Genomic DNA, 19,489 nt, shown 5'->3' on the forward strand with positions numbered 1-19,489 from the left:
TGCCCGTTCTCAAGGGGCCATTTCCAACTTTCTGGGGCCATATTGGGCCACCAGCTCGGCAATGGCCCTGATGTGTTCCGGAGTGGTGCCGCAACAACCGCCAATGATGTTCACCAGGCCTTTTTCCAAGTACTCCTTGATCTGGGCGGCCATCTGCGCCGGACTCTCATCATATTGCCCAAAGGCATTGGGCAGGCCGGCGTTGGGGTGGGCCGAAATGGCGTGGGCCGATTTTGCCGAAATCACCTCCAAGTGGGGCACCAACTGGCTGGCGCCCAAGGCACAGTTGAACCCCACCGATAAAATGGGCATGTGCGAAACGGAAATGAGAAAGGCCTCTGCCGTCTGTCCGGACAGGGTTCTCCCGGAGGCATCGGTAATGGTGCCACTGACCATGATGGGGATGTCCACGTTTTGCTCCTCCTTGATTTCGTCTATGGCAAAAAGGGCCGCCTTGGCGTTCAGTGTATCAAAAACGGTCTCCAGAAGCAACAGGTCCGCACCGCCCTTGAGCAGCGCCTCTGCCTGTTGTTTGTATGCAATTCTTAGCTCGTTGAAGGAGATGGCCCTAAAACCGGGGTCGTTCACATCCGGGGACATGCTGGCGGTTTTGTTGGTGGGGCCCATGCTGCCGGCCACAAACCGTGGTTTGTGCGGCTCTTTGGCCGTAAACTCCAAGGCCACTTCCTTGGCGATACGGGCCGATTCATAATTGAGCTCTTCCACCAATTCTTCCATATGGTAGTCGGCCATGGCAATGGTGGTGCCGGAAAAGGTATTGGTCTCCACAATGTCTGCCCCCGCTGCAAAATACTGTCGGTGCACGTCTGCAATGGCCTCCGGTTGGGTCAGGGACAGTAGGTCGTTGTTGCCCTGCAAGGGATGCGGCCAATCCTTGAACCGTTCGCCGCGAAAATCGGCTTCCGTGAATTTGTGCCGTTGCAGCATGGTGCCCATGGCCCCGTCCAAGATGAGGATGCGCCGTTGTAAAATGTCTTTGATGTCTGCCATAACACGGGGCGCCAAGGCGCCCTATTTTTTTTTATAGATGGTATCAAGGAAGGGAAGGATGGGGACATGGTCCCTTTAGCTGTGGTTATCTATGCGTTTTGGGATTGCTTCCCGCGGCCAACGAAGCCTCGGGGCAGCACAACGCTAGAATGTAGCACCTTCTCGGGCCTCCAAACCTGGGCGGCACAAAGGGTTGCTAAGGCTTCGCAGGGTCCAATCCCTCCACCTTTCTTGATAACGGTTTTCAGTGTTTTAAAGAACTGGGGCAAAGTTCGGGCACATGGCCTTTAAAAGCAAGGAAAAGGGCGATTTTTCAAGTCTTGCGGTGTTTGGATCAACTGCTCTCCTGCCCGGTGGGGCATAAAAAATCAAAACAACCTCTCCACCTGCTCGCGAAAGGTCTCCCCAATGGAGAGTTCTTTGTCCCCGAGAAAAACACTGTTCTTGCGCACGGCAGTGATGGCATCCAAAGCCACCACATAAGACTTATGTATCCGTATGAAGGCACCAGGCGGCAGCTCTTTGTCCAGCTCCCTGAAACTGATACGGACCACCAAGGGGTGCTGGGCACTTTTTAAATGGAATTTGATGTAATCGCCATAGCCCTTCATCCAAATGATATCTTTGAAATTGATCTTGACCCGGCTGTAATCTGCATTCACAAAGAAATGGTCCTTTGCTTTCTTTGTGGCCGTCTCGGCCTGTCCGGATTTCAGTTCAAAAAGTTCCCGGGCCCTAAGGCAAGCTCTCAAAAAACGCTCTAGGGGAACCGGTTTTACAAGGTAATCCACCACATCCAAATCATAACTTTCCACGGCATATTGCTTGTAGGCCGTGATGAAGATAACCAATGGCTTTTTTTCCAAACTTGCAATGAACTGGAGCCCGCTTAGACCAGGCATTTGAATGTCTATGAACACCAAATCCACAGCGTGCTTCCCCATGGCGTCTACAGCCTCAAAAGCGTTGTTACAGGTGGCCACCAACTGTAAAAAGGGGACTTTACCTATATTATCCTGGAGAAGCTCAAGGGCAAGAGGCTCATCATCTATGGCGATACAGTTCATTGGGAGTTTAGTTTTATTTGCAGAAGCACCGAATACCAAACATCATTTGTTTCAATTTTTAAGTTGTGCCTAGTGCCGTAAAGTAGCTGTAACCTTCTTTTTACATTGGCCAAACCAATGCCGGAGGTCTTGTCCTTGGCCTGGTCCTTTTCAACAAATTTGTTGCGCACCTTAAAAACCAGCAAATTGTCCGCAGCCGCTAACGAAACCTCTATAATGGGGTCTTCTATGATACCCGTGCCATGCTTAAAGGCATTTTCCACAAAAGGTATCAACAGCATGGGCTCTAAGGTGTGCCAATCTTCCTGTAGGTATAAATTAACCTTAAGGCTAAGCCTATCCCCAAAACGTAATTTTTGCAAGTCTATATAGCTTTGCAAATAATCAGCTTCGCTCTTTATCAGCACCTTCTCATCATCGGTCTCATACAACATATACTGCATAAAGGAGGAGAGTTTTAAAATGGTGGGCTCCAACTTTGGACTGTTGGCCCTGGCCAACGCAATAACATTGTTGAGCACATTGAACAAAAAGTGAGGACTGATCTGCGATCGCAGAAATGCAAGTTCTGTTTTTAAGTTCTCACGCTCTTTTTCCTGGGCCCTGCGCTCCAATCTTAAACGATCGCTCACGGTCCTTAAGGCAACAGCCATAAGTACAAAGAACAAAAAGGGAAGTGCATTGTGCAAGAGCGCTGTATTAATGGAATATGGGTAGGCAAAGTTCAGCGCATCGTAAGCGAAACGATTCATTAAGAGTATAAGCGCCAATAGGCCTAAATTCACTACCACAAAAAGCAAAACATTTCTTCTATATAAGAATTTTGGCACCAAGAATTGGGTGTTCAGATAAAATGTGGACATCCAAAACAGATTCATCAGGATGTTAAGAACCAAAATCTTCTGCGCAAACTCGGTGGGCATCCTATCTCCCGAATACTGCAAGGAAAAGATATAGGGCAGGGCAAAGACAAAGCCCCACACCAATACATGCAGAACAACCGTCTGATATTTCTTTATGGATTTTTGCTGAATGGACATATTTGTTCTACTACATTGACAAGATACCCAAAAGTGGGCAATTTTTTCCGCTTGAAGTCGCTGGGAAACGGACATCTATGCAAAAACGGCCTTCCAACCCGTGGCAGACCGCTTTTGACTAACAAACAACATTTTTTTGACTCAATCTACATAGACATGCTGGTAGTAGGCGTCCTCCCCATTGTTGACCATAACCGTGTAGGCCCCTCTTGCGGCACTCTGAAAGCTGAGCACCTTGCCCACGTGCAATTTGTTCTTGGAAATTTCCTTGAAAACCATATTGTTCTGAGCATCGATAATTATGATTTCCACACGGCCCAAATCTGAGTTCAAGAGATTCACAGAGACTTTTTTACCGCGTTTTCTAAAAATGGCACGAGTGTTTTCTTTTTTTCTTTCCGCAAGCTCAATGCCGTCCTCATTAATGGTGAAGGTGAAAACCATAGTGGCCTTCCGGTTCTTTACGCTAAAATAGTAGGTTCCCATTGAGAGGCCCTCTAGGTTGAAAGTCTTGGCATAATCAGCATTGGACACGCGTTCACTGTAAATGGCAACGGCGTCCTCGTTAACCAATTTAATTCTTGCCTCAGTGTCCTTGGCGTCCATCCTAAACACCAGACTCTTTCCTTCCGCTCCCAAGGTAAGGCTCATATCCGGGGCATAGGCCATTGCCGTGACGCTCATTGACAATAGCAATAGGACTACGGTACTTTTTAAAATTGCTTTCATAATATTTCCGATTTAGCACCTGTTGTGTTCCAGGTTGTTCATACTTGTTTACACCACAAAACTAAACCAGGGAGACAGATCATTTTTCGGTATGCGATGAACCCGCAAATGTTTGCGGTGAACTTGAAAAGCACCGCTGTAAGACATTAAAGACCGGAGCAGTATCAGTGCCCCCCCCCCCAATTCTCCAAAAGCATCAAACTCGGCCCTGCCCATCCTAAGATATGGAAAGAGATCTTTCAAGGTCGCTTCACTTGAAATCGGGTGCCGTGCCAAACGTTCACATTTGGCGAACCAACACGCCGCCAACATCTTTGGATAGCGCTTCATAAGTATATTCCATGGCAAAAGCGGACATTTCAAAACCGGTAAAATGGAAAAGGGTGAAACATGTTTTTTGTGGTACAACGGGGGTTCAACATGACTAAACGGGTAAGTGCACATCAAAAAACGGTTGCCATTCACCGAAATAAGTCCTGCCACTGCCCCCTTTCTCAAAAAAAATAATGGAATACCTTGTCATAATTTCAACCATTTTGTCACTAAACTAGTAGAAACCAACCCCAGACATGGCCAAAGACCTGGAGCATATTTTTCTAAACGCGTTGGACGAGAACCAACACAAACTGCTGCGCATCTGCTCGGTGTACGGGAAAGATGAAGCGGACACCAAAGACCTTTTTCAAGAGGTGTTGGTGCACATTTGGGAAGCCCTGCCCAATTTTAAGGGCCATGCCTCCCTATCTACTTGGATGTACCGCATTACGCTCAATGTATGCATGCGGGTTCGCTCCAAAGACAGTAAAAAACAAAAGAAGATGCTGCGTATGGACAGTATTACGATAAACAACTTAAAAGCAGCACCGGAACATACCGAGCAGAGCGAAAAACCAAAACAGCTCAAGTCTTGCATAAAACAACTCAACGAGGCCGATAGGGCCATGATTGCCCTTTATCTGGAAGAAGTGGCCTATAGGGAAATTGCCGCCGTGACGGGCCTAAAGGAAAACACCATCGCGGTAAGGATAAAACGTATCAAAACAAAATTGTTGCACTGTATAAACCAAGCATCATGATGGAAGATGAACTCATCGCCATTTGGCAATCCTCTCCCAAGACCGAGCAAATTAAATTTGAAAGGTCGCGGTTGATGATCGACGTACAATTGGGCGTAAACCGACTTCAAAAATCTTGGAGAAACATGCTGATCAGGGAAGGTTTGGCGGCGACCATCGGTATCCCTATCTTCACTTACATTGCCATAACACATCCCTTTGCGTTGACCAGAATGGGATCGGCATTGATTGTTCTGTCAATCCTATATATCATTCTTTGGCTTTATAAAACAGATAGGCAGAAACCCAATAGCTATGCTAAAACCTACCTGGCCTATCTTTTGGAGGCGAGGGAAATCCTTCGTGTTCAGAAGAAGTCGCTGGAAAATGTCCTTTATTGGTACGTATTGCCCCTATATCCTGGTCTATTTCTCTTTTTATTGGGGTTTGTCCACATTCCGGAAAAAACCAACATCATTGTGTTCACTGCTTCGTTGGCAGTGGCCATGGCCATTGGGGTTCATTTTCTGAACAAATGGGCCGCAAGAAAATATTTTGCCCCACAATTAAAAAAATTGGACGAACTTATCGCCGCAATGGAAGAATAAATTCCAGCCAAAAAAACTGTGCTGCCACCAAAAACAACCCCGACATGAAAACACGCCTATTTCCTTTTCTCGTATTTGGATGCCTATTTATGGGGCAGGCCCAGGCACAACTCCCCCCGGAAATCCATACCAACCTGCAACAACGCATAGACCAAGGGGTCAATACCGGCATTGTGGTGGGCATCATCGATGCCAATGGCACCAATTATCACAGTTTTGGGGTGAAATCCCTAAAGACCAAGGAAGCGGTGGACCCACATTCCATATTTGAAATAGGTTCCATCACCAAGGTCTTCACCGGCATCCTTTTGGCCAATATGGTGTTGAAGGAAAGAATGACATTGGAAGACCCCATACAAAACTACCTGCCGGAGGGCGTCACGGCACCCACCCGAAAGGGCGCTTCCATACAATTGGTGCACTTGGCCAACCATACGGCCGCGCTGCCCAGAATGCCCTCCAATTTTGAGCCGGCCAACCCGGCCAACCCCTTTGCCGACTATTCCGAAGCGCAGCTCTATGATTTTTTGAACAACTACACCCTGCGCAGGGACATTGGCGCGCAATATGAATACAGCAACTACGCCATGGGCTTGTTGGGCCACGTTTTGGCCTTGGCCAACAAAATGGACTACGAAGCATTATTGGCCGCACAGATCACAAAGCCATTGGGCCTTGCCCATACCGGCATACAGCTCTCGCCCATAATGGAAAAGAACCTGGCCCTTGGCCATAGTGGTGGACTCCAAGTGGAAAATTGGGATTTGACCACCTTGGCCGGCGCCGGAGCGATCCGGTCCAACGCGGTGGATATGCTTAAATTTCTGGGCGCCAACATGGGCCTGGAAAAAAGTGACCTTTATCCGGCGATGCAACTATCCCACCTCAACTCCAGGGAAGAGGGTGCAGCGCCCATGGTAGGCTTGGGATGGCATATCATGGTGCTGGGAGATACCGAAATTGTCTGGCACAACGGAGGCACGGGAGGCTACCGCAGCTTTGCCGGATTTGTGAAAGGGGGCAACAAAGGGGTGGTTGTGCTCTCCAACTCCAACGCAAATGTGGATGATATTGGTATGCACATCCTACATCCGGAATCGCCCTTGCAAGAAATAAAACCCTCCATAGCCAACAAAATCAAGGAAGAAATCCGTGACAAGGGTCTGGCGGCCGGACTGGAGCGATACGCCCAGTTAAAACAGCAAAAAGCTACGGAATATGAATTTGGCGAAGCGGAACTGAACCGCTTGGCCCACGATTATGTAAACGATGGGGATATGGAAAAAGCCCTGGCCATTTTTAAGCTGAACACCACGGCCTATCCGCGGTCCTCCAATGCCTTTGGGTATTATGGCGCTGCCCTGATGTACCACGGTGATCGGGAAAATGCCATATCCAGCTTCCTCAAATCGGTGGAACTGAACCCGGCCAATCCAAAAGCCCTCGAAAAATTGGAGGCTTTGGGTGTGGACGTGACCAACTTGGTCAAGGACATGGACTTGGATGAAGCCATTTTGGAAAGCTATGTGGGCCAGTATGAACTGGCGCCCAACTTTATGCTTACCATTTCAAGGGAGGGCTCGCAATTAAAACTGCAGGCCACCAATCAACCTGAATTTCCAATCTTTCCCAAATCGGAAAACACCTTTTATCTCAAAGTGGTCGATGCCCAAATCACCTTCCATAAAGACGAAGATGGCCGGGTGGATGGACTTACACTGCATCAAAACGGACAGGATGTACCCGGAAAGAAACTGGAATGACCACACCGCCATAAGTTGAAGCTCCCGGGCAATGGGCCCAGTCCCGGCACGCTCTAGGTTGGCTAATCGTTGTTTCGAGGGCCACAATACATTTCTTGAAATAGGGTTTGACCAAGGCGCCTGGGCGGCGTAAAATAATTCAAAGGTTTTTTTGGTTTATAAAATAAAGTACTTTATATTTACACTATGAAAGCAAAAGAGACCTTAACCAGTGAGCAAAGTTTGGAAATCATAACCCAGATGATCGAGACCACCAAGGGCAACGTAAAGGGCAGCAGTTTTCACCTGCTGTTGTGGGGCTGGGTGGTGTTCATAGGCAATGTGGGGCATTATTTGATTGGGGAGCTCACCTCCTACCCCCATCCCTACATTATTTGGTTGATCACCCTGCCGGCGTGGATTTTCAGTTACTGGTACGGTTACAAGAAACGTAAGGAGGCCAGGGTAAAGACCTTTACCGATCTATTGATCATGTGGGTGTGGCTCTGTTTTTTGTTCGGTTTTATCCTGTTCGTGTTCTCGGGTAAGTTTGAGGCTCTGATTCCAGCGCTCATCCTTATTCTGGCCGGCACCTGTACCTTCATTACCGGTTGCATCATCAAGTTTAAACCATTGATATATGGGGGCAGTACGTTCTGGATATTTTCGGCCATCGCCCTTGCCGTGGACCACAGCTATGCACCGCTGATTTCGGCCATTGCCATTGCAGTGGGCTATCTTGTTCCCGGGTACATGCTGAAAAGATCCTAGGGTAATGAAAAAGTTCGATGGATTAAATCCACTGCTGCACTCGCAACTTAGACTTGCGGTCGTATCCATTTTAATGAGCGTGGAGTCGGCAGAATTTGTCTATATCCAAGAAAAAACAGGGGCCACGGCGGGGAACTTGAGCGTGCAGATCAACAAGCTCTCCAAAGCGGGCTATCTTAAGGTCACTAAATCCTTTAAAAACAACAAGCCGTTGACCAGCTGTAAAATAACCCAAGCGGGCATAGCGGCATTTGAGGAATATGTGGAAAAAATTCAGCAGTACCTAAAACCATAATTTTTTTACCCTTATGGTTTATATTATAAACTACTTTATTAATAATTAAAACATATAAAACCATGAAGACCCTGAAATCAACAATTGTCATTCTCTTTTTTTCGGTAACGCTGTTCTCCCAAACGGAGGGGGATAAAATGGCGTACCGCGCCTATCTTACCAACAACAAGGCACTTTGGGAACAACTGGTGGCGCAAGAACGCCAACAGTACAAAAAAACAAAGAACAAGGAAAACCTGTACCGCTTGCTGCTTGCGCAACACGGTCTGCTGGGCGCCACCATGGCCGATAAGGACGAAAAGCTCTTCAACGACCACTACAAAACGGCAAAGAACAACAGCAAGGAACTGATCGATGCCAACCACAACACCGCCAATGCAATGGCCATTTTAACCGCCATCTACGGTTGGGAAATGGCCTATAGTCCCTACAAGGGCATGTTCTTGGGCGGAAAGAGCAGCAGCACCATAGCGGAGGCCCTTGAACTGGATGCTTCTTCCCCCCTGGTATGGCAGGTGTACGGCACCTCAAAATTGTTCACGCCCGAAACGTGGGGCGGGGATACCAAAATAGCCCAGGAGTCTTTTGAGAAATCGGTTTCGCTCTACGAATCCAACAAAGACCAACTACGTGAAAACTGGAGATATTTGGACGCCTTGGCCCTCCTTGGCCAGGCCTATGAGGTTAACGGCAATAAAGAAATGGCCCAAAAAACATACGAAAAGGCCCTTAAGATAGCGCCCGACTTCGGCTGGGTAAAATATGCCCTGCTACCCGCCTTGACCGACTGACACCAAGCATCTTTCCCCAAAAAGGGAATTGGTGCGCATTTGAGAATGGGAGCAAGTACGTTGCACAACCATTTTTCTAAAGGCAAGGGACAAACAGTCACTGAAATGAATCTATATGAAACCTTTTAGCTTACTTCTGTTTTTGTGGTCTTTCGGCCTTCTCTGCGCGCAAACGGACACCACCGGAAAAATAACGGACAAGGAAACGGCCCAGCCCTTGATGGGCGCCAACATCTATGTGAAAGACAATTGGCAAACCGGTGCCATTACGGACGCCAACGGCCTATTTGCACTTGGCGGCCTCACAAAAGGGGACACCCTTGTTGTTTCCTATGTAGGATACGAAACCTTGGCCCTGCCCTATTTGGGCCAATCGCGCTTGGACATCGCTTTGCAGGCAACGAGCACCCAGATCAACGAAGTGGTGCTTACGGCGGAAAAGTTGGTGGCACAGGAGTTTGCCTACAAAAAAATTGAGCGCCTGGACATTTACCTGAACCCCACGGCCAAGGCAGACCCCTTGTTGGCGGTGAATTCGCTCCCCTCGAGCACTACCCTGGACGAGTCGGCCAACATCAGTTTCCGGGGCAGCGCCCCGGGCGAAACGGGGATGTTCTTCAACAATGTGCCCCTGTACGATTTTGTGCGGTTCTCCCAGCTCAACGGCATAGGCACTTTTGGCATCTTCAACACGGCCATGGTGGATGAGCTCTTGGTGTTCCCCGGCAATCCCCCCTTGGAATACGGCAATACCACCTCCGGCCTGGTGGCCATAAAAACAACGGAAAACATCCCAAAGAAACCGGTGAACAACGCCACGCTATCCCTGGCCAGTTACGGCTATTTTGGAAATTGGCCCGTGGGCAAAAAACAGTCCATCACCCTATTTACCAATTACCAGCCCTCCGGCATCATCAAAGCCATAAACGGCGATGCGCTGGAAGACATTGAAGCCTTCAACTCCCTGGATATGGGCTTGAGCTATCTTTATGCACCCAACGAAAACACCACGCTGAAGATTTTTAATTATGGGCTGTTGGAAGGCTATGATTTCAACTATGAGCACCCCACCCTGTCCACCCTTTTTGAACAACGAAAACAACGCAATTTTACCGTGGTCAACCTCCGGCACAGGCACAAGAACCATGAGCTTACCCTAAATGGGAACATCAGTTTTTCCCAAACCGATTTTTCCTATGCTGATGCACAAATGGATTTGAACAACTTTGATGGCTTTGCATCGTTGAACCACCAAATGACCCTGGGGAAATTTCGGTTGAAATCGGGCGTTGCCCATGATCACCGAAGGCAACGGTTCAATGGCACCTTCTATAGCCTGGATTATGCCCAGGGACCGGGATTTCCAACCACCACAACCAACATTACCACCATTCTAAAGCGTCCCGAGGTGTATGGCTATCTTACCTATTTTTCCAATAGCGGGTGGGTGCTGGGGGGCGGCATCCGGGGCAATCTGGCCATTGACGGGCAAGAACAATTCCTAAGCAGCCAAGTGAGCGCCAAGTACAGGCTCGATGCCAAAAATGCCCTTGTACTGGCCCTGGGCAATTACCATAAGCACGACTTTGGGATGGAAAGCCCCTTTGTGCTCAACCAGAGCGAACAGCTGTCTTTGGACTACACCCATAAAACAACCGGCGGCACAAGCCTCACGGCCTCCGTATTTGCCAAAAAGGCCAGGGTGGCCCAATTGGAAAATGAGCTGTGGGGACTGGAACTTTTCCTGCAAGGGAACATCACCGAGCGCCTCAGGGGACAGCTTTCCTATAGCCTGATCAATGGGACGTCCACCAATTCGGAGGGCATGGTGTATCCCAACGCCTTTGACCTGGACTATTTTGCGCGGGGCAACCTGCAATGGAAAATTGACGCGTTCTGGACCTGCAATGCCAACCTTGCCTTTCGCCAGGGCAATTATTACCGCCCACTCTCCGAGGCCACTTTTCAGGAGGGACTCCGTGTGTTCCGTCCCCAGTTCAGCTCCCTGGAACAACAGGAACGCCTGCCCTACTACGGACTTGTGGACCTGAGCCTCACCAAACTCATTCCCATTTCGGAGGAGTGGAACATCATTGCCTTTGGCACGGTTAACAACCTATTGGACCGAAAGAACATCAGGGAATACACTTACAATTTTGATTATTCCGAGCGGGCCAATTCCCTTTTTCAAAGGCGCACCGTGTATTTTGGGGTGGTTGTTAATTTTTGAAGGGAAGATGGAAGAATCACGGACATTGTTTGTCCTATCTGTCCTGGCCCAAGGCCCATTGGTGATTTGGTGCACAACCTTCCCAGTAACTCACGGGCTGAAAATGGTAGTGGATATGGGGTGTGGGCAGGAACGGGCTTCCATTGTACCCTGTTTTGTGCCATGGAGTCTATAGAGAATTTTGATGGGCACCGGCACACGGTGGGCACGCCCACCACTTAGTTAGGGTGTGTGGTGTTTTTTATGCGGTCGCCAAATCCATTTTTTTTGGTATAGCCTTTACACATTGAAATGTACTCTTACGTTCAATGCTCTGAACACTTCCGAGATCGTTTCAAATCTTGCGTCGGTCAAATTATTTACGGTTTCCTAACTTTGTACTATTGCTACGCCCATCAACGCACCAAGTTGCGCTAAGTTGTTGAACTTGCATCTAATTTCAAACATTTTGATTAACGGTCAAGTATAAGAGCAGTAGCGGATTTCAAGGCGATTACCTGTCCGCCATCACAAAAGGTTATTAAATGCACAGACCTTGATTTTACCACTTCACCCGCTATTGCTTTTATACAATGTTGTATGCTCGTGCTTTCTTTTCGTCCGTGCGTTCAGGCAGCCATACTCTTTGGCAAGTTTTGGCTTTGAGGGTAGGCTTTTGAGAATTGCAAATGTGTATGGCGGTTATTGGAAATCATTTGTAATTATTTCAACTAATTGCTCAAAGTCGGATATCCCATTTATGTTGTTCGTTTCAATCCAGTTTATTCCATTTCCAGGCAAGTAGGTTAAAATTCCTGTCTTAAAATCATATTCACTATTCTTCACTGTTACTTTCCAATCCATAGGTAGCTTGTTTAGTTTAAGAATTTCTCCAAAATCAGAGGAAAGTTTATTAGGGGACGTGCCTTTGACAATTAGAAGCAGCAAACCAGTTCCTATATTTTTTGCCACCTGTAAATATCCTGTAAGCTGTGAATAATCTTTTAATGAAAGTTGGGTCAAATATTTTGCTTCGACCAAAATAAAGTGAATCTTGTTTGCTTGTTTTATACCAAACAAGATGTCAAGTTTTAGTTTGGGAATATATTCATCAGGAAATGGGTTAGATACCTTTAGTAAGTCACAGACTTCTGCAATCATCGAATCAAGTGACTTATTTTGACTATATGCAATTTCGAAGTTATCGTCCAAATAGCCCTGTAAATACTTTATGAATTTGGTTGCAAATTCTCCGTAAAAATCAATTTCTTTCATCTCAATAACTCGATATCTAAGCCTTTAGTTTTGGTTTGTGTTTTGATAAGTTTTTGATTTATCCTGCTTGCAATATTTGAACAAATTATCGCTCTGTCGTTTGCAGAGTTTATAATCATTATTGGCTCATCATCTGTATTTTCGAAGCTATGTAGCATTAAAATAGTCTTGGTATTTTGAGTTAATATCTCTTCCATTGGCCCACTATGTCTTTTGCCGTTTAATTTTTCAGTTGTCAAAAACGCTAACGCTTGTTCTATACCATAGTAGGTTAAGTATATACTATTTTCTGATAGTAGATCATTAACGGTTTGAGATTTTTTCACGATGTCATAATCTGAAAAATAGGTTTCTGTTATATGATTGAAATGTTGACTGATTTCCTTAGTAGTTCCCTTGGATAGTCTTGGAAAGAATGAGATTAATGATTTCTTTTCTAACACTACTCTCTTGACTTCTTCAGTTGGGGCATATTTACAGCCGAGTGAGGCGCAATAATGAAAATAGTGGAAGTAAAGTTTATTCCGAACTTCGATAGGCAAACTTACCGAATCTATTTCGTTGTGAACCGTAAGTGGGCTTGGTTGACGGATTTTTCTTAATGGACAACTATATTGTTCTTCTTTCTTTTGTTTTTTCTTAATTTTTGTTGCATCTATTGCTTTCGCCTGTAATGCGAAGGAATGAGTTGCAAGGAATGATTGAACTAAAAAACGAATCTTAAACCCTTTTTTCCAACCTTTATAATACGGGTCAGCTTTGGCGTGTTGGTTTGGGTGATTGTATAGAATTTGGTCAGTTGTACTTCCTAAGTCAGTTAACCAAGAGCACAATTGCACAACCAATTTGAAATTTTTAGTACTTCCTGGGATTTCAATGGAAACTACTGGTGCATCGTCGTTGAATCTTCTATGAGATAAAGTAATACTTGCCCTTGTGTCGAAGAAACCACTTAAAAAACTTTCAGCATTAATCCCTTTTAATTCACTTTTGGCAATATTAAGGTCTGCTGTATTAAGTAGGAAGCCTGAATTTGGAAGATTTAAATGTTTAAGGTCGTCCCTTATTTTGGTAAAATCTTGATTATCAATCGGCTTGATAAACCAGCGATTATTTCCTATTTCATAAGTAACCTTTAATCCATATTCAGAATTGAATAACCCTGCAATTCGCTGCAGAATATCAATGGCGATAACATTCATTTTTGTGGGTTCCATTCCCCATTTTTTGAATGGTAACTCGATAAGGAAAGAATCTTTATCTATTTTTCCAGCACCAGTGAATAGTCCGAGTATATATGATTTGTTATGATTAAGCATTTATTTCCAAGTGTTTTGAAATCGCTTTGGCAATAACCCAACCCAAAATTGGAGGTACGGCATTGCCAATTACCTTGTAGGCATTTGCAATAGTTGTGTATGGAAAAACAAAATCATCTGGAAATGATTGAATTCTTGCTATTTCTCGAATAGTATATCTTCTGTTTTCGAAAGGGTGAGTAATTCCACAGGCTTCTGGTTGAGCTGAAGCCGTGATAGTTCCATTTATCTCAGTAAGTGAAAACCTTCGGTAAAAGTTAGGTGCTCTATACTTTTTAGGATTATCGTGAATCTTCTGAAAGCGAGGCGACATATCTTCTCTATCCATATTTTTCCAAGAGCGACCCTTATGAACTTGTTCAGGCAACTCGTCTATTGGGGTATTATTTTTAAACTTTTTTAGAACAGCTTTGCTTCCGTAACAAGGACCAATTTTATCGACCATATATTGTCCGGAGGGTGAATACTTCCAATAATCTTTAGCTTGTGGTAGCTTGGAATCAATATCAGAGAGTATAGAACCAACCATCAATTCATAGGGTGCATTTTTTTCATTCGGCAATTCATATTCTTGAACCACCTTATCAAGTAAATCAAAATCGAATCTGCCGTACTCTTTTTTAGTACCAATAATTATTAAACGATATCTTGCTGAAGGAACACCATAATTACTTGCCTTTACAAGTTTGTAAGTTGTTTTGTATCCGAGTTTCTCTGTTCTTTTTACAATTTCATCAGGAATAGAAGTACCATCAGGCATTTTAGAGGACATTATTCCCCTTACATTTTCAAAGACAAAACCTTTAGGTTGGTTTTGAGAGTTTTCCTTTTCAATTAGTATTTTTTCGCATTCTTCAAACAAACTTCCCCTTTCATCATTAATACCTTTTCTTTTACCTGCATTTGAAAAAGGCTGACAAGGGAAGCCTGCTATCATAAAATCAAAATCTGGAATGGTAGAGTAAGGTATTTCACGAATATCGGCTTCAATGATTTGGTGATTTCCAAAATATTTCTCGTTTGCTTCATAAACCTTTGTGGCTGCGGCATCAATATCATTTGATAGAATGGTCTGAAAATTATTTTTCTTGTAATTTTTTCCCCGAAACTCGAATCCACCTTGGAAACCTAAATCCATACCGCCACAACCCGAAAAAAGAGACAAGACCTTGAAATCAGTTGTGTTGATTTCCTGTTGTGGTTTAAAGTTCAATTTTGGTTGAAAGTCTTCAACTACCGATAAAGTCTCTATATCATTCGTATAACTCATAAAGTATCCCATTTTAATTGTTTGGAGGATTTGGCTTTTATATATCTTAATGCTTGTTCAGCAACTGTCAATGTGGATTCAGGACAGTTGTATTCTATCATTTCCTTTGCAAACTTATGTGCAAAGTATAGTTCAGAAATTTTAGATATCTCAATCTCAAAAACCTGAGCTAAGGTTCGCAATTTCTTTGAGCTTAACTGTTTGGTTCCGTTTTCAATTCGGCTAACTGCACTTGAATTTATACCGATTTTTGCTCCAAATTCAGTTTGAGTCCACCCTTTTTGTTCCCTTTGGGTTTTTATAAACTCTCCGAAACTTGTTATTTTAGGGTTTGTCATTTTTAGTTTGACCTATTTTGGTCAAACATACTAAATATTATGGAAATTACTGGATTTTCGTTGGGCAAAAAAACAATGTGTGCGAAAGCACTCTTTGTTTTTGCGGGTGGGTTTTTAGCCTGCAGAGAACAATTGTAGATGATCTTTAATCATATTTATCCTACAGCCACAAGATAAGAAATCAAACCAGAATGACCTTTGGAGCATTGATGCCCCGGCCCGGCACCCAAAACGGTCGCATCCAAAAATAGGCAGGCCGGAAATCCGAGATGCCACAACCGCAATGGCAGGCTTCTTTGGAGTTTTTTTCCAACGGAATCCAAAATAAACAAAAACCTGTTCCGATCCTTGCCAGTTTCGGAACGCATGCCCTTGGGACAAAAGCTCAGCAAGGGATTATAGACAGCGCTGGGCTAGCAATGAAGAAAAAAACGTGATGCGGCCCTTTGTTTGCTACCCAAATGGGGACAGAATACCTTTGGGGCATCCAACGCCTAAACTGTCTTGTCCTGAAATGGGTTGCCCTTTTTTGTGTTAAAGGATCCATTTTTAAATATCGGATTTCTGGTCGGAACATGGACCAGTTTTTTCAAAAAACTTCCCTACTGGTTTTGAAAAAAGTGGCCAACATTCCCAGGCCGGTTTTTTTATGGGAGCTGTGCTTTATGGTGTCCTATTTCTTGTGGAAATGGTCGGAGGTTTCCAGTGCTGGGCTCCAGTTTATGCTTTGCCGGAGATCCACAAACAAAAACGGCACAATGGCCGTGCGGGACACCTATGGCCCTAAACGGATGTTTTGTTGAAAAGTGCCCGATGGAAACGAAGATTCAAGGCTACGCATCGTGGAAGGCATCCCCACAGGGTCCAGAAATACCAAAAACCACCAAAGTATCGGCCCAGGTGCCACTTCAAACCTCCCTTGCAATACAGACCAATCCCCATAACAGAAAAAGAGACCAACGCCCCGGTGCAGTTCAATACCGAAGTTTCGGTACATGCATGCTGGGTCGTACCGGCCGTACGAATGCTTAGTTATTAGGGCACGTTATTCTTTAAGTCGAGCTGCAATCCATTCTTTAATTTGGTCAATATCGAGATTTCCTTTGGTTATACCGATTACAAAACCGTACTTGTCATCTTGGGTCGCCTCTATGTCAAGTCCTCTTGCCATCAATGTCAAGCGCATTAAAACATAACCTGACCTCTTATTGCCATCCACAAAAGGATGGTTGATCAATATGCTCTCCAAAATGGCAGCTGCTTTCTCAACGGGTGTTGGGTAAAGTTCTTTTTTGTCGAAAGTTGCATACGGCCTAGAAAGGGAAGCCTCTAATGCACCTTTGTCCCTAAGTCCATCTGCTCCTCCGAATTTTTCAATTAAAACTTGATGGATACTTAGGGCCTGTTTTAGGTCGATCATTGGGCAAGCTTTTCGAGCAATTCCCTATCCTCGGAAAGTATTTTACGGAGTCGTTGAGACAACACAACTTCGTCGGCGGATTTTCCTTGAATTTCCTCCAGATAATTTAAAATATCCTCTAGCAAGTTTTCAGGGACGTTGTCAAGTGCCTTTTTGATTCTCGATTTTATCTGTCGTGTAGTCATATCCGACGGTTTATTACAAAGATACGAGTTGATTTCTAATGTGCCCTAACGGTTAGTATATGAAGCGTAGCATCCCGAAGGGTGCTATGATTTCATATACAGTGTTAACCACTTTTTCTTAATTTTTCAAAACATGATTTCTTGATATTTTCTCAATTGAAGTTGTTCCCGCCAATTGCATATCTCGAATTAATTCTGCTTTCAGAATATCAAGCACCATCTCAACTCCTTGCTGTCCAAGTGCACCTAGTCCCCAACAAAATGGCCTACCAATACAGACAGCAGTAGCTCCTAGAGCTAAAGCTTTAAAAATGTCAGTTCCTCTTCTAATTCCTCCATCAATTAAAACTGGAATTCCATTTTTAATTTCAGCAACAATTTCTGGAAGACAATCAATTGTTGCTCTGTTACTTTCAAGTTGTCTTCCTCCGTGATTTGAGACGATGATGCCATCAACTCCACGAGCCCTAGCGAGTGCAGCATCCTCTTTAGTTACAATACCTTTAACTACGATTTTCATATCACAATTTGACTTAAGCCAATCGATCATATCCCATGTCATTCCTGGATCTGAAAAGCCCATTCCGTCAGGCAGGATTCCTTCAAAATTGCCCATTTTTAATTTCCCAGTTTGGACAAGTTTCATAAGTGTTGTACCACTTCTTTCTCGATTTCCAACTACTGGGGTGTCAACGGTCAATACACATACTTTACATCCTGCTTTCTCTGCTCTGTCTAGCAATAGTTTAGTGATTTTTCGATCTGGAGTAGGATAAAGTTGAAACCAAAGTTTTGCTTGAGATTGATTTGCTATTTCAGTAACTGAAGAATTGGATACAGAAGAAACAATCATCTGATGTTTTTTCGCAACTGATGCTTTAGCTGTAGCTATTTCACCATCTGGATGAAAAAATCCTTGAAATCCAACTGGGCTTAGAACTATTGGGTTATCCAAATTTTGGCCAAATAAGTCAACATTTGTAGATATATTTCTTACATCAATTAATCTTCGGGCTCTAATTTGAATTTTTTGATAAGCATCAGAGTTTATCTTTACTGTTTTAAGATCATCTGCTCCCCCGTTAAGATAAAGCAGTGCGTCTTCACCCATAACCTTACTTGATAGTTTTTCAAGATCGAATACATTTTTCAAGTCCGATAATTCTGTTGTTGTATCAATCTTCTGGCTATTTTCAAAATTACAACTCGTAAATGAAATAGGTAACGCGAGAGATAGTGAGGATAGGCTAACCCATTTAGTAAATTGTCTTCTTTGAATCTTTGAATCAGTATTTGAATTTGATTTCATATTGAGTTTATTGTGGTTAACACAAGTATATGATCATTGATCATATACCCATCATACGCACAAGATAAGAAAACAAACCAGAATGACCTTTGGAGCACTGATCCCCCGGCCCGTCACCCAAAACGGTCGCATCCAAAAATAGGCTGGCCGGAAATCCGGGATGCCACTACCGCAATGGCAGGCTTTTTTAACGTTTTATTTCCAACGGAATCCAAAATCAACAAAAACCTGTTCCGATCCTTGCCAGTATCGGAACGCATGCCCTTGGCACAAAAGCTCAGCAAGGGGTTATAAACAGCGCTGGGTTAGCAATGAAGAAAAAAACGTGATGCGGCCCTTTGTTTGCTACCCAAATGGGGACAGAATCCCTTTGGGCACCCAACACCTAAACTGTCTTGTCCTGAAATAGGTTGCCCTTTTTTGTGTTAAAGGATCCATTTTTAAATATCGGATTTCTGGTCGGAACATGGGCCAGTTTTTCAAAAAACTCCCCTGCGGGTTTTTAAAAAGGTTGCCAACATTCCCAGGCCGGTTTTTTTATGGGAGCTGTGCTTTATGGGGTCATATTTCTTGTGGAAATGGCCGGAGGTTTCCAGTGCTGGGCTCCAGTGTTCTTTGCTTTGCCAAGGATAATTAAATATAAACGGCATAATCGCCGTGCGGGACACCTATGGCCCTAAACGGACGTTTTGTTGAAAAGTGCCCGATGGAAACGGAGATTCAAGGCTACGGATGGTGAAAGGCATCCCCACGGGGTCAAGAAATACCGAAAATCACAAAAGTACCGGCCCAGGTGCCGCTTGAAACCTCCCTTCCAATACAGACCAATCCCCATAGCAGAAAAAGAGACCAACGCCCCGGTGTGGTTCAATACCGAAGTTTCGGTACATACATGCTGGGTGGTACCGACCGTACGAATGCTTAGTTATTAGTTAGCCATCCCCCGTTTTTTAGTTGAGCTTTAAATTCAGTTGCCCTGGGAACGGATCGGGCACCGCAATTTCTATTTTCCATCTGATCCTTACCGGCATCAGCAGTATCGATACCACCTTGCT

The 19,489-nt window shown here is 44.6% G+C and carries 18 protein-coding genes and 1 riboswitch; of the genes, 7 read left to right on the forward strand and 11 right to left on the reverse strand.

Going from position 1 to position 19,489, the window contains the following annotated elements; all coding sequences use genetic code 11:
• Positions 1-9: 9 nt before the first annotated feature.
• The 4 genes from ACKWCC_RS14415 to ACKWCC_RS14430 form a co-directional block, all read right to left on the reverse strand.
• Positions 10-1,011 (reverse strand): homocysteine S-methyltransferase family protein, encoded by a 1,002-nt coding sequence (locus ACKWCC_RS14415; RefSeq protein ID WP_413996673.1) that lies wholly within the window; start codon positions 1,009-1,011, stop codon positions 10-12.
• Between the two features lie 114 nt (positions 1,012-1,125).
• Positions 1,126-1,252, reverse strand: a riboswitch (SAM riboswitch).
• 127 nt (positions 1,253-1,379) lie between these two features.
• A complete protein-coding gene (locus ACKWCC_RS14420) occupies positions 1,380-2,078 on the reverse strand; it encodes a LytR/AlgR family response regulator transcription factor (RefSeq protein ID WP_413996654.1) in 699 nt (232 codons plus the stop codon).
• Positions 2,075-3,118 carry a sensor histidine kinase gene (locus tag ACKWCC_RS14425; protein WP_413996655.1) on the reverse strand — a complete coding sequence of 348 codons (1,044 nt, stop codon included), beginning with the start codon at positions 3,116-3,118 and terminating at the stop codon, positions 2,075-2,077. The genes ACKWCC_RS14420 and ACKWCC_RS14425 overlap by 4 nt, the downstream gene beginning before the upstream one ends.
• Positions 3,119-3,259: 141 nt before the next feature.
• On the reverse strand, positions 3,260-3,847 hold the full coding sequence (locus tag ACKWCC_RS14430) for a hypothetical protein (RefSeq protein WP_413996656.1): 588 nt from the start codon (positions 3,845-3,847) through the stop codon (positions 3,260-3,262).
• Positions 3,848-4,416: 569 nt separating this feature from the next.
• Here ACKWCC_RS14430 and ACKWCC_RS14435 point away from each other — a divergent pair.
• The 7 genes from ACKWCC_RS14435 (at position 4,417) to ACKWCC_RS14465 (ending at position 11,339) form a co-directional block, all read left to right on the forward strand.
• A complete protein-coding gene (locus ACKWCC_RS14435; RefSeq protein ID WP_413996657.1) occupies positions 4,417-4,923 on the forward strand; it encodes an RNA polymerase sigma factor in 507 nt (168 codons plus the stop codon).
• On the forward strand, positions 4,920-5,510 hold the full coding sequence (locus ACKWCC_RS14440; RefSeq protein WP_413996658.1) for a hypothetical protein: 591 nt from the start codon (positions 4,920-4,922) through the stop codon (positions 5,508-5,510). The genes ACKWCC_RS14435 and ACKWCC_RS14440 overlap by 4 nt, the downstream gene beginning before the upstream one ends.
• Positions 5,511-5,554: 44 nt before the next feature.
• Positions 5,555-7,273: a serine hydrolase gene (locus ACKWCC_RS14445; protein WP_413996659.1), complete on the forward strand. Its 1,719-nt coding sequence runs from the start codon at positions 5,555-5,557 to the stop codon at positions 7,271-7,273.
• A 186-nt stretch (positions 7,274-7,459) separates the two neighbouring features.
• A complete protein-coding gene (locus tag ACKWCC_RS14450; RefSeq protein WP_413996660.1) occupies positions 7,460-8,023 on the forward strand; it encodes a hypothetical protein in 564 nt (187 codons plus the stop codon).
• A 4-nt stretch (positions 8,024-8,027) separates the two neighbouring features.
• On the forward strand, positions 8,028-8,318 hold the full coding sequence (locus ACKWCC_RS14455; RefSeq protein ID WP_413996661.1) for a winged helix-turn-helix domain-containing protein: 291 nt from the start codon (positions 8,028-8,030) through the stop codon (positions 8,316-8,318).
• Between the two features lie 62 nt (positions 8,319-8,380).
• Positions 8,381-9,109 (forward strand): tetratricopeptide repeat protein, encoded by a 729-nt coding sequence (locus ACKWCC_RS14460; protein WP_413996662.1) that lies wholly within the window; start codon positions 8,381-8,383, stop codon positions 9,107-9,109.
• A 115-nt stretch (positions 9,110-9,224) separates the two neighbouring features.
• A complete protein-coding gene (locus tag ACKWCC_RS14465; protein ID WP_413996663.1) occupies positions 9,225-11,339 on the forward strand; it encodes a TonB-dependent receptor in 2,115 nt (704 codons plus the stop codon).
• Between the two features lie 681 nt (positions 11,340-12,020).
• On the opposite strand, the gene ACKWCC_RS14470 is transcribed toward ACKWCC_RS14465, so the two are convergent.
• The 7 genes from ACKWCC_RS14470 to ACKWCC_RS14500 all read right to left on the reverse strand — a co-directional run bounded on the left by ACKWCC_RS14470 (position 12,021) and on the right by ACKWCC_RS14500 (position 18,434).
• Positions 12,021-12,593 (reverse strand): hypothetical protein, encoded by a 573-nt coding sequence (locus ACKWCC_RS14470; RefSeq protein WP_413996664.1) that lies wholly within the window; start codon positions 12,591-12,593, stop codon positions 12,021-12,023.
• Complete coding sequence (locus tag ACKWCC_RS14475; RefSeq protein WP_413996665.1) at positions 12,590-13,912, reverse strand: hypothetical protein; 1,323 nt, start codon at positions 13,910-13,912, stop codon at positions 12,590-12,592. The genes ACKWCC_RS14470 and ACKWCC_RS14475 overlap by 4 nt, the downstream gene beginning before the upstream one ends.
• Positions 13,905-15,182: a DNA cytosine methyltransferase gene (locus ACKWCC_RS14480; protein WP_413996666.1), complete on the reverse strand. Its 1,278-nt coding sequence runs from the start codon at positions 15,180-15,182 to the stop codon at positions 13,905-13,907. Before ACKWCC_RS14480 ends, ACKWCC_RS14475 begins: the two co-directional genes overlap by 8 nt.
• A complete protein-coding gene (locus ACKWCC_RS14485) occupies positions 15,179-15,520 on the reverse strand; it encodes a helix-turn-helix domain-containing protein (RefSeq protein WP_413996667.1) in 342 nt (113 codons plus the stop codon). The genes ACKWCC_RS14480 and ACKWCC_RS14485 overlap by 4 nt, the downstream gene beginning before the upstream one ends.
• Before the next feature lie 1,045 nt (positions 15,521-16,565).
• On the reverse strand, positions 16,566-16,940 hold the full coding sequence (locus tag ACKWCC_RS14490; protein ID WP_413996668.1) for a type II toxin-antitoxin system death-on-curing family toxin: 375 nt from the start codon (positions 16,938-16,940) through the stop codon (positions 16,566-16,568).
• Positions 16,937-17,125, reverse strand: a complete 189-nt coding sequence (locus ACKWCC_RS14495) for a hypothetical protein (RefSeq protein WP_413996669.1) — start codon at positions 17,123-17,125, stop codon at positions 16,937-16,939. The genes ACKWCC_RS14490 and ACKWCC_RS14495 overlap by 4 nt, the downstream gene beginning before the upstream one ends.
• A 118-nt stretch (positions 17,126-17,243) precedes the next feature.
• Positions 17,244-18,434: an alpha-hydroxy acid oxidase gene (locus ACKWCC_RS14500; RefSeq protein ID WP_413996670.1), complete on the reverse strand. Its 1,191-nt coding sequence runs from the start codon at positions 18,432-18,434 to the stop codon at positions 17,244-17,246.
• Between the last annotated feature and the right edge of the window lie 1,055 nt (positions 18,435-19,489).

It is taken from the genome of Maribacter aquimarinus (assembly GCF_047345505.1).
Taxonomy (GTDB): domain Bacteria; phylum Bacteroidota; class Bacteroidia; order Flavobacteriales; family Flavobacteriaceae; genus Maribacter.

What these genes read in the sequence shown, in the direction of transcription:
- ACKWCC_RS14420 (WP_413996654.1), bottom strand. Translation starts at nt 2,078, where the DNA reads ATGAACTGTATCGCCATAGATGATGAGCCTCTTGCCCTTGAGCTTCTC.
- ACKWCC_RS14470 (WP_413996664.1), bottom strand. Translation starts at nt 12,593, where the DNA reads ATGAAAGAAATTGATTTTTACGGAGAATTTGCAACCAAATTCATAAAG.
- ACKWCC_RS14430 (WP_413996656.1), bottom strand. Translation starts at nt 3,847, where the DNA reads ATGAAAGCAATTTTAAAAAGTACCGTAGTCCTATTGCTATTGTCAATG.
- ACKWCC_RS14440 (WP_413996658.1), top strand. Translation starts at nt 4,920, where the DNA reads ATGATGGAAGATGAACTCATCGCCATTTGGCAATCCTCTCCCAAGACC.
- ACKWCC_RS14465 (WP_413996663.1), top strand. Translation starts at nt 9,225, where the DNA reads ATGAAACCTTTTAGCTTACTTCTGTTTTTGTGGTCTTTCGGCCTTCTC.
- ACKWCC_RS14500 (WP_413996670.1), bottom strand. Translation starts at nt 18,434, where the DNA reads ATGAAATCAAATTCAAATACTGATTCAAAGATTCAAAGAAGACAATTT.
- ACKWCC_RS14455 (WP_413996661.1), top strand. Translation starts at nt 8,028, where the DNA reads ATGAAAAAGTTCGATGGATTAAATCCACTGCTGCACTCGCAACTTAGA.
- ACKWCC_RS14460 (WP_413996662.1), top strand. Translation starts at nt 8,381, where the DNA reads ATGAAGACCCTGAAATCAACAATTGTCATTCTCTTTTTTTCGGTAACG.
- ACKWCC_RS14425 (WP_413996655.1), bottom strand. Translation starts at nt 3,118, where the DNA reads ATGTCCATTCAGCAAAAATCCATAAAGAAATATCAGACGGTTGTTCTG.
- ACKWCC_RS14495 (WP_413996669.1), bottom strand. Translation starts at nt 17,125, where the DNA reads ATGACTACACGACAGATAAAATCGAGAATCAAAAAGGCACTTGACAAC.
- ACKWCC_RS14480 (WP_413996666.1), bottom strand. Translation starts at nt 15,182, where the DNA reads ATGAGTTATACGAATGATATAGAGACTTTATCGGTAGTTGAAGACTTT.
- ACKWCC_RS14485 (WP_413996667.1), bottom strand. Translation starts at nt 15,520, where the DNA reads ATGACAAACCCTAAAATAACAAGTTTCGGAGAGTTTATAAAAACCCAA.
- ACKWCC_RS14445 (WP_413996659.1), top strand. Translation starts at nt 5,555, where the DNA reads ATGAAAACACGCCTATTTCCTTTTCTCGTATTTGGATGCCTATTTATG.
- ACKWCC_RS14475 (WP_413996665.1), bottom strand. Translation starts at nt 13,912, where the DNA reads ATGCTTAATCATAACAAATCATATATACTCGGACTATTCACTGGTGCT.
- ACKWCC_RS14450 (WP_413996660.1), top strand. Translation starts at nt 7,460, where the DNA reads ATGAAAGCAAAAGAGACCTTAACCAGTGAGCAAAGTTTGGAAATCATA.
- ACKWCC_RS14415 (WP_413996673.1), bottom strand. Translation starts at nt 1,011, where the DNA reads ATGGCAGACATCAAAGACATTTTACAACGGCGCATCCTCATCTTGGAC.
- ACKWCC_RS14490 (WP_413996668.1), bottom strand. Translation starts at nt 16,940, where the DNA reads ATGATCGACCTAAAACAGGCCCTAAGTATCCATCAAGTTTTAATTGAA.
- ACKWCC_RS14435 (WP_413996657.1), top strand. Translation starts at nt 4,417, where the DNA reads ATGGCCAAAGACCTGGAGCATATTTTTCTAAACGCGTTGGACGAGAAC.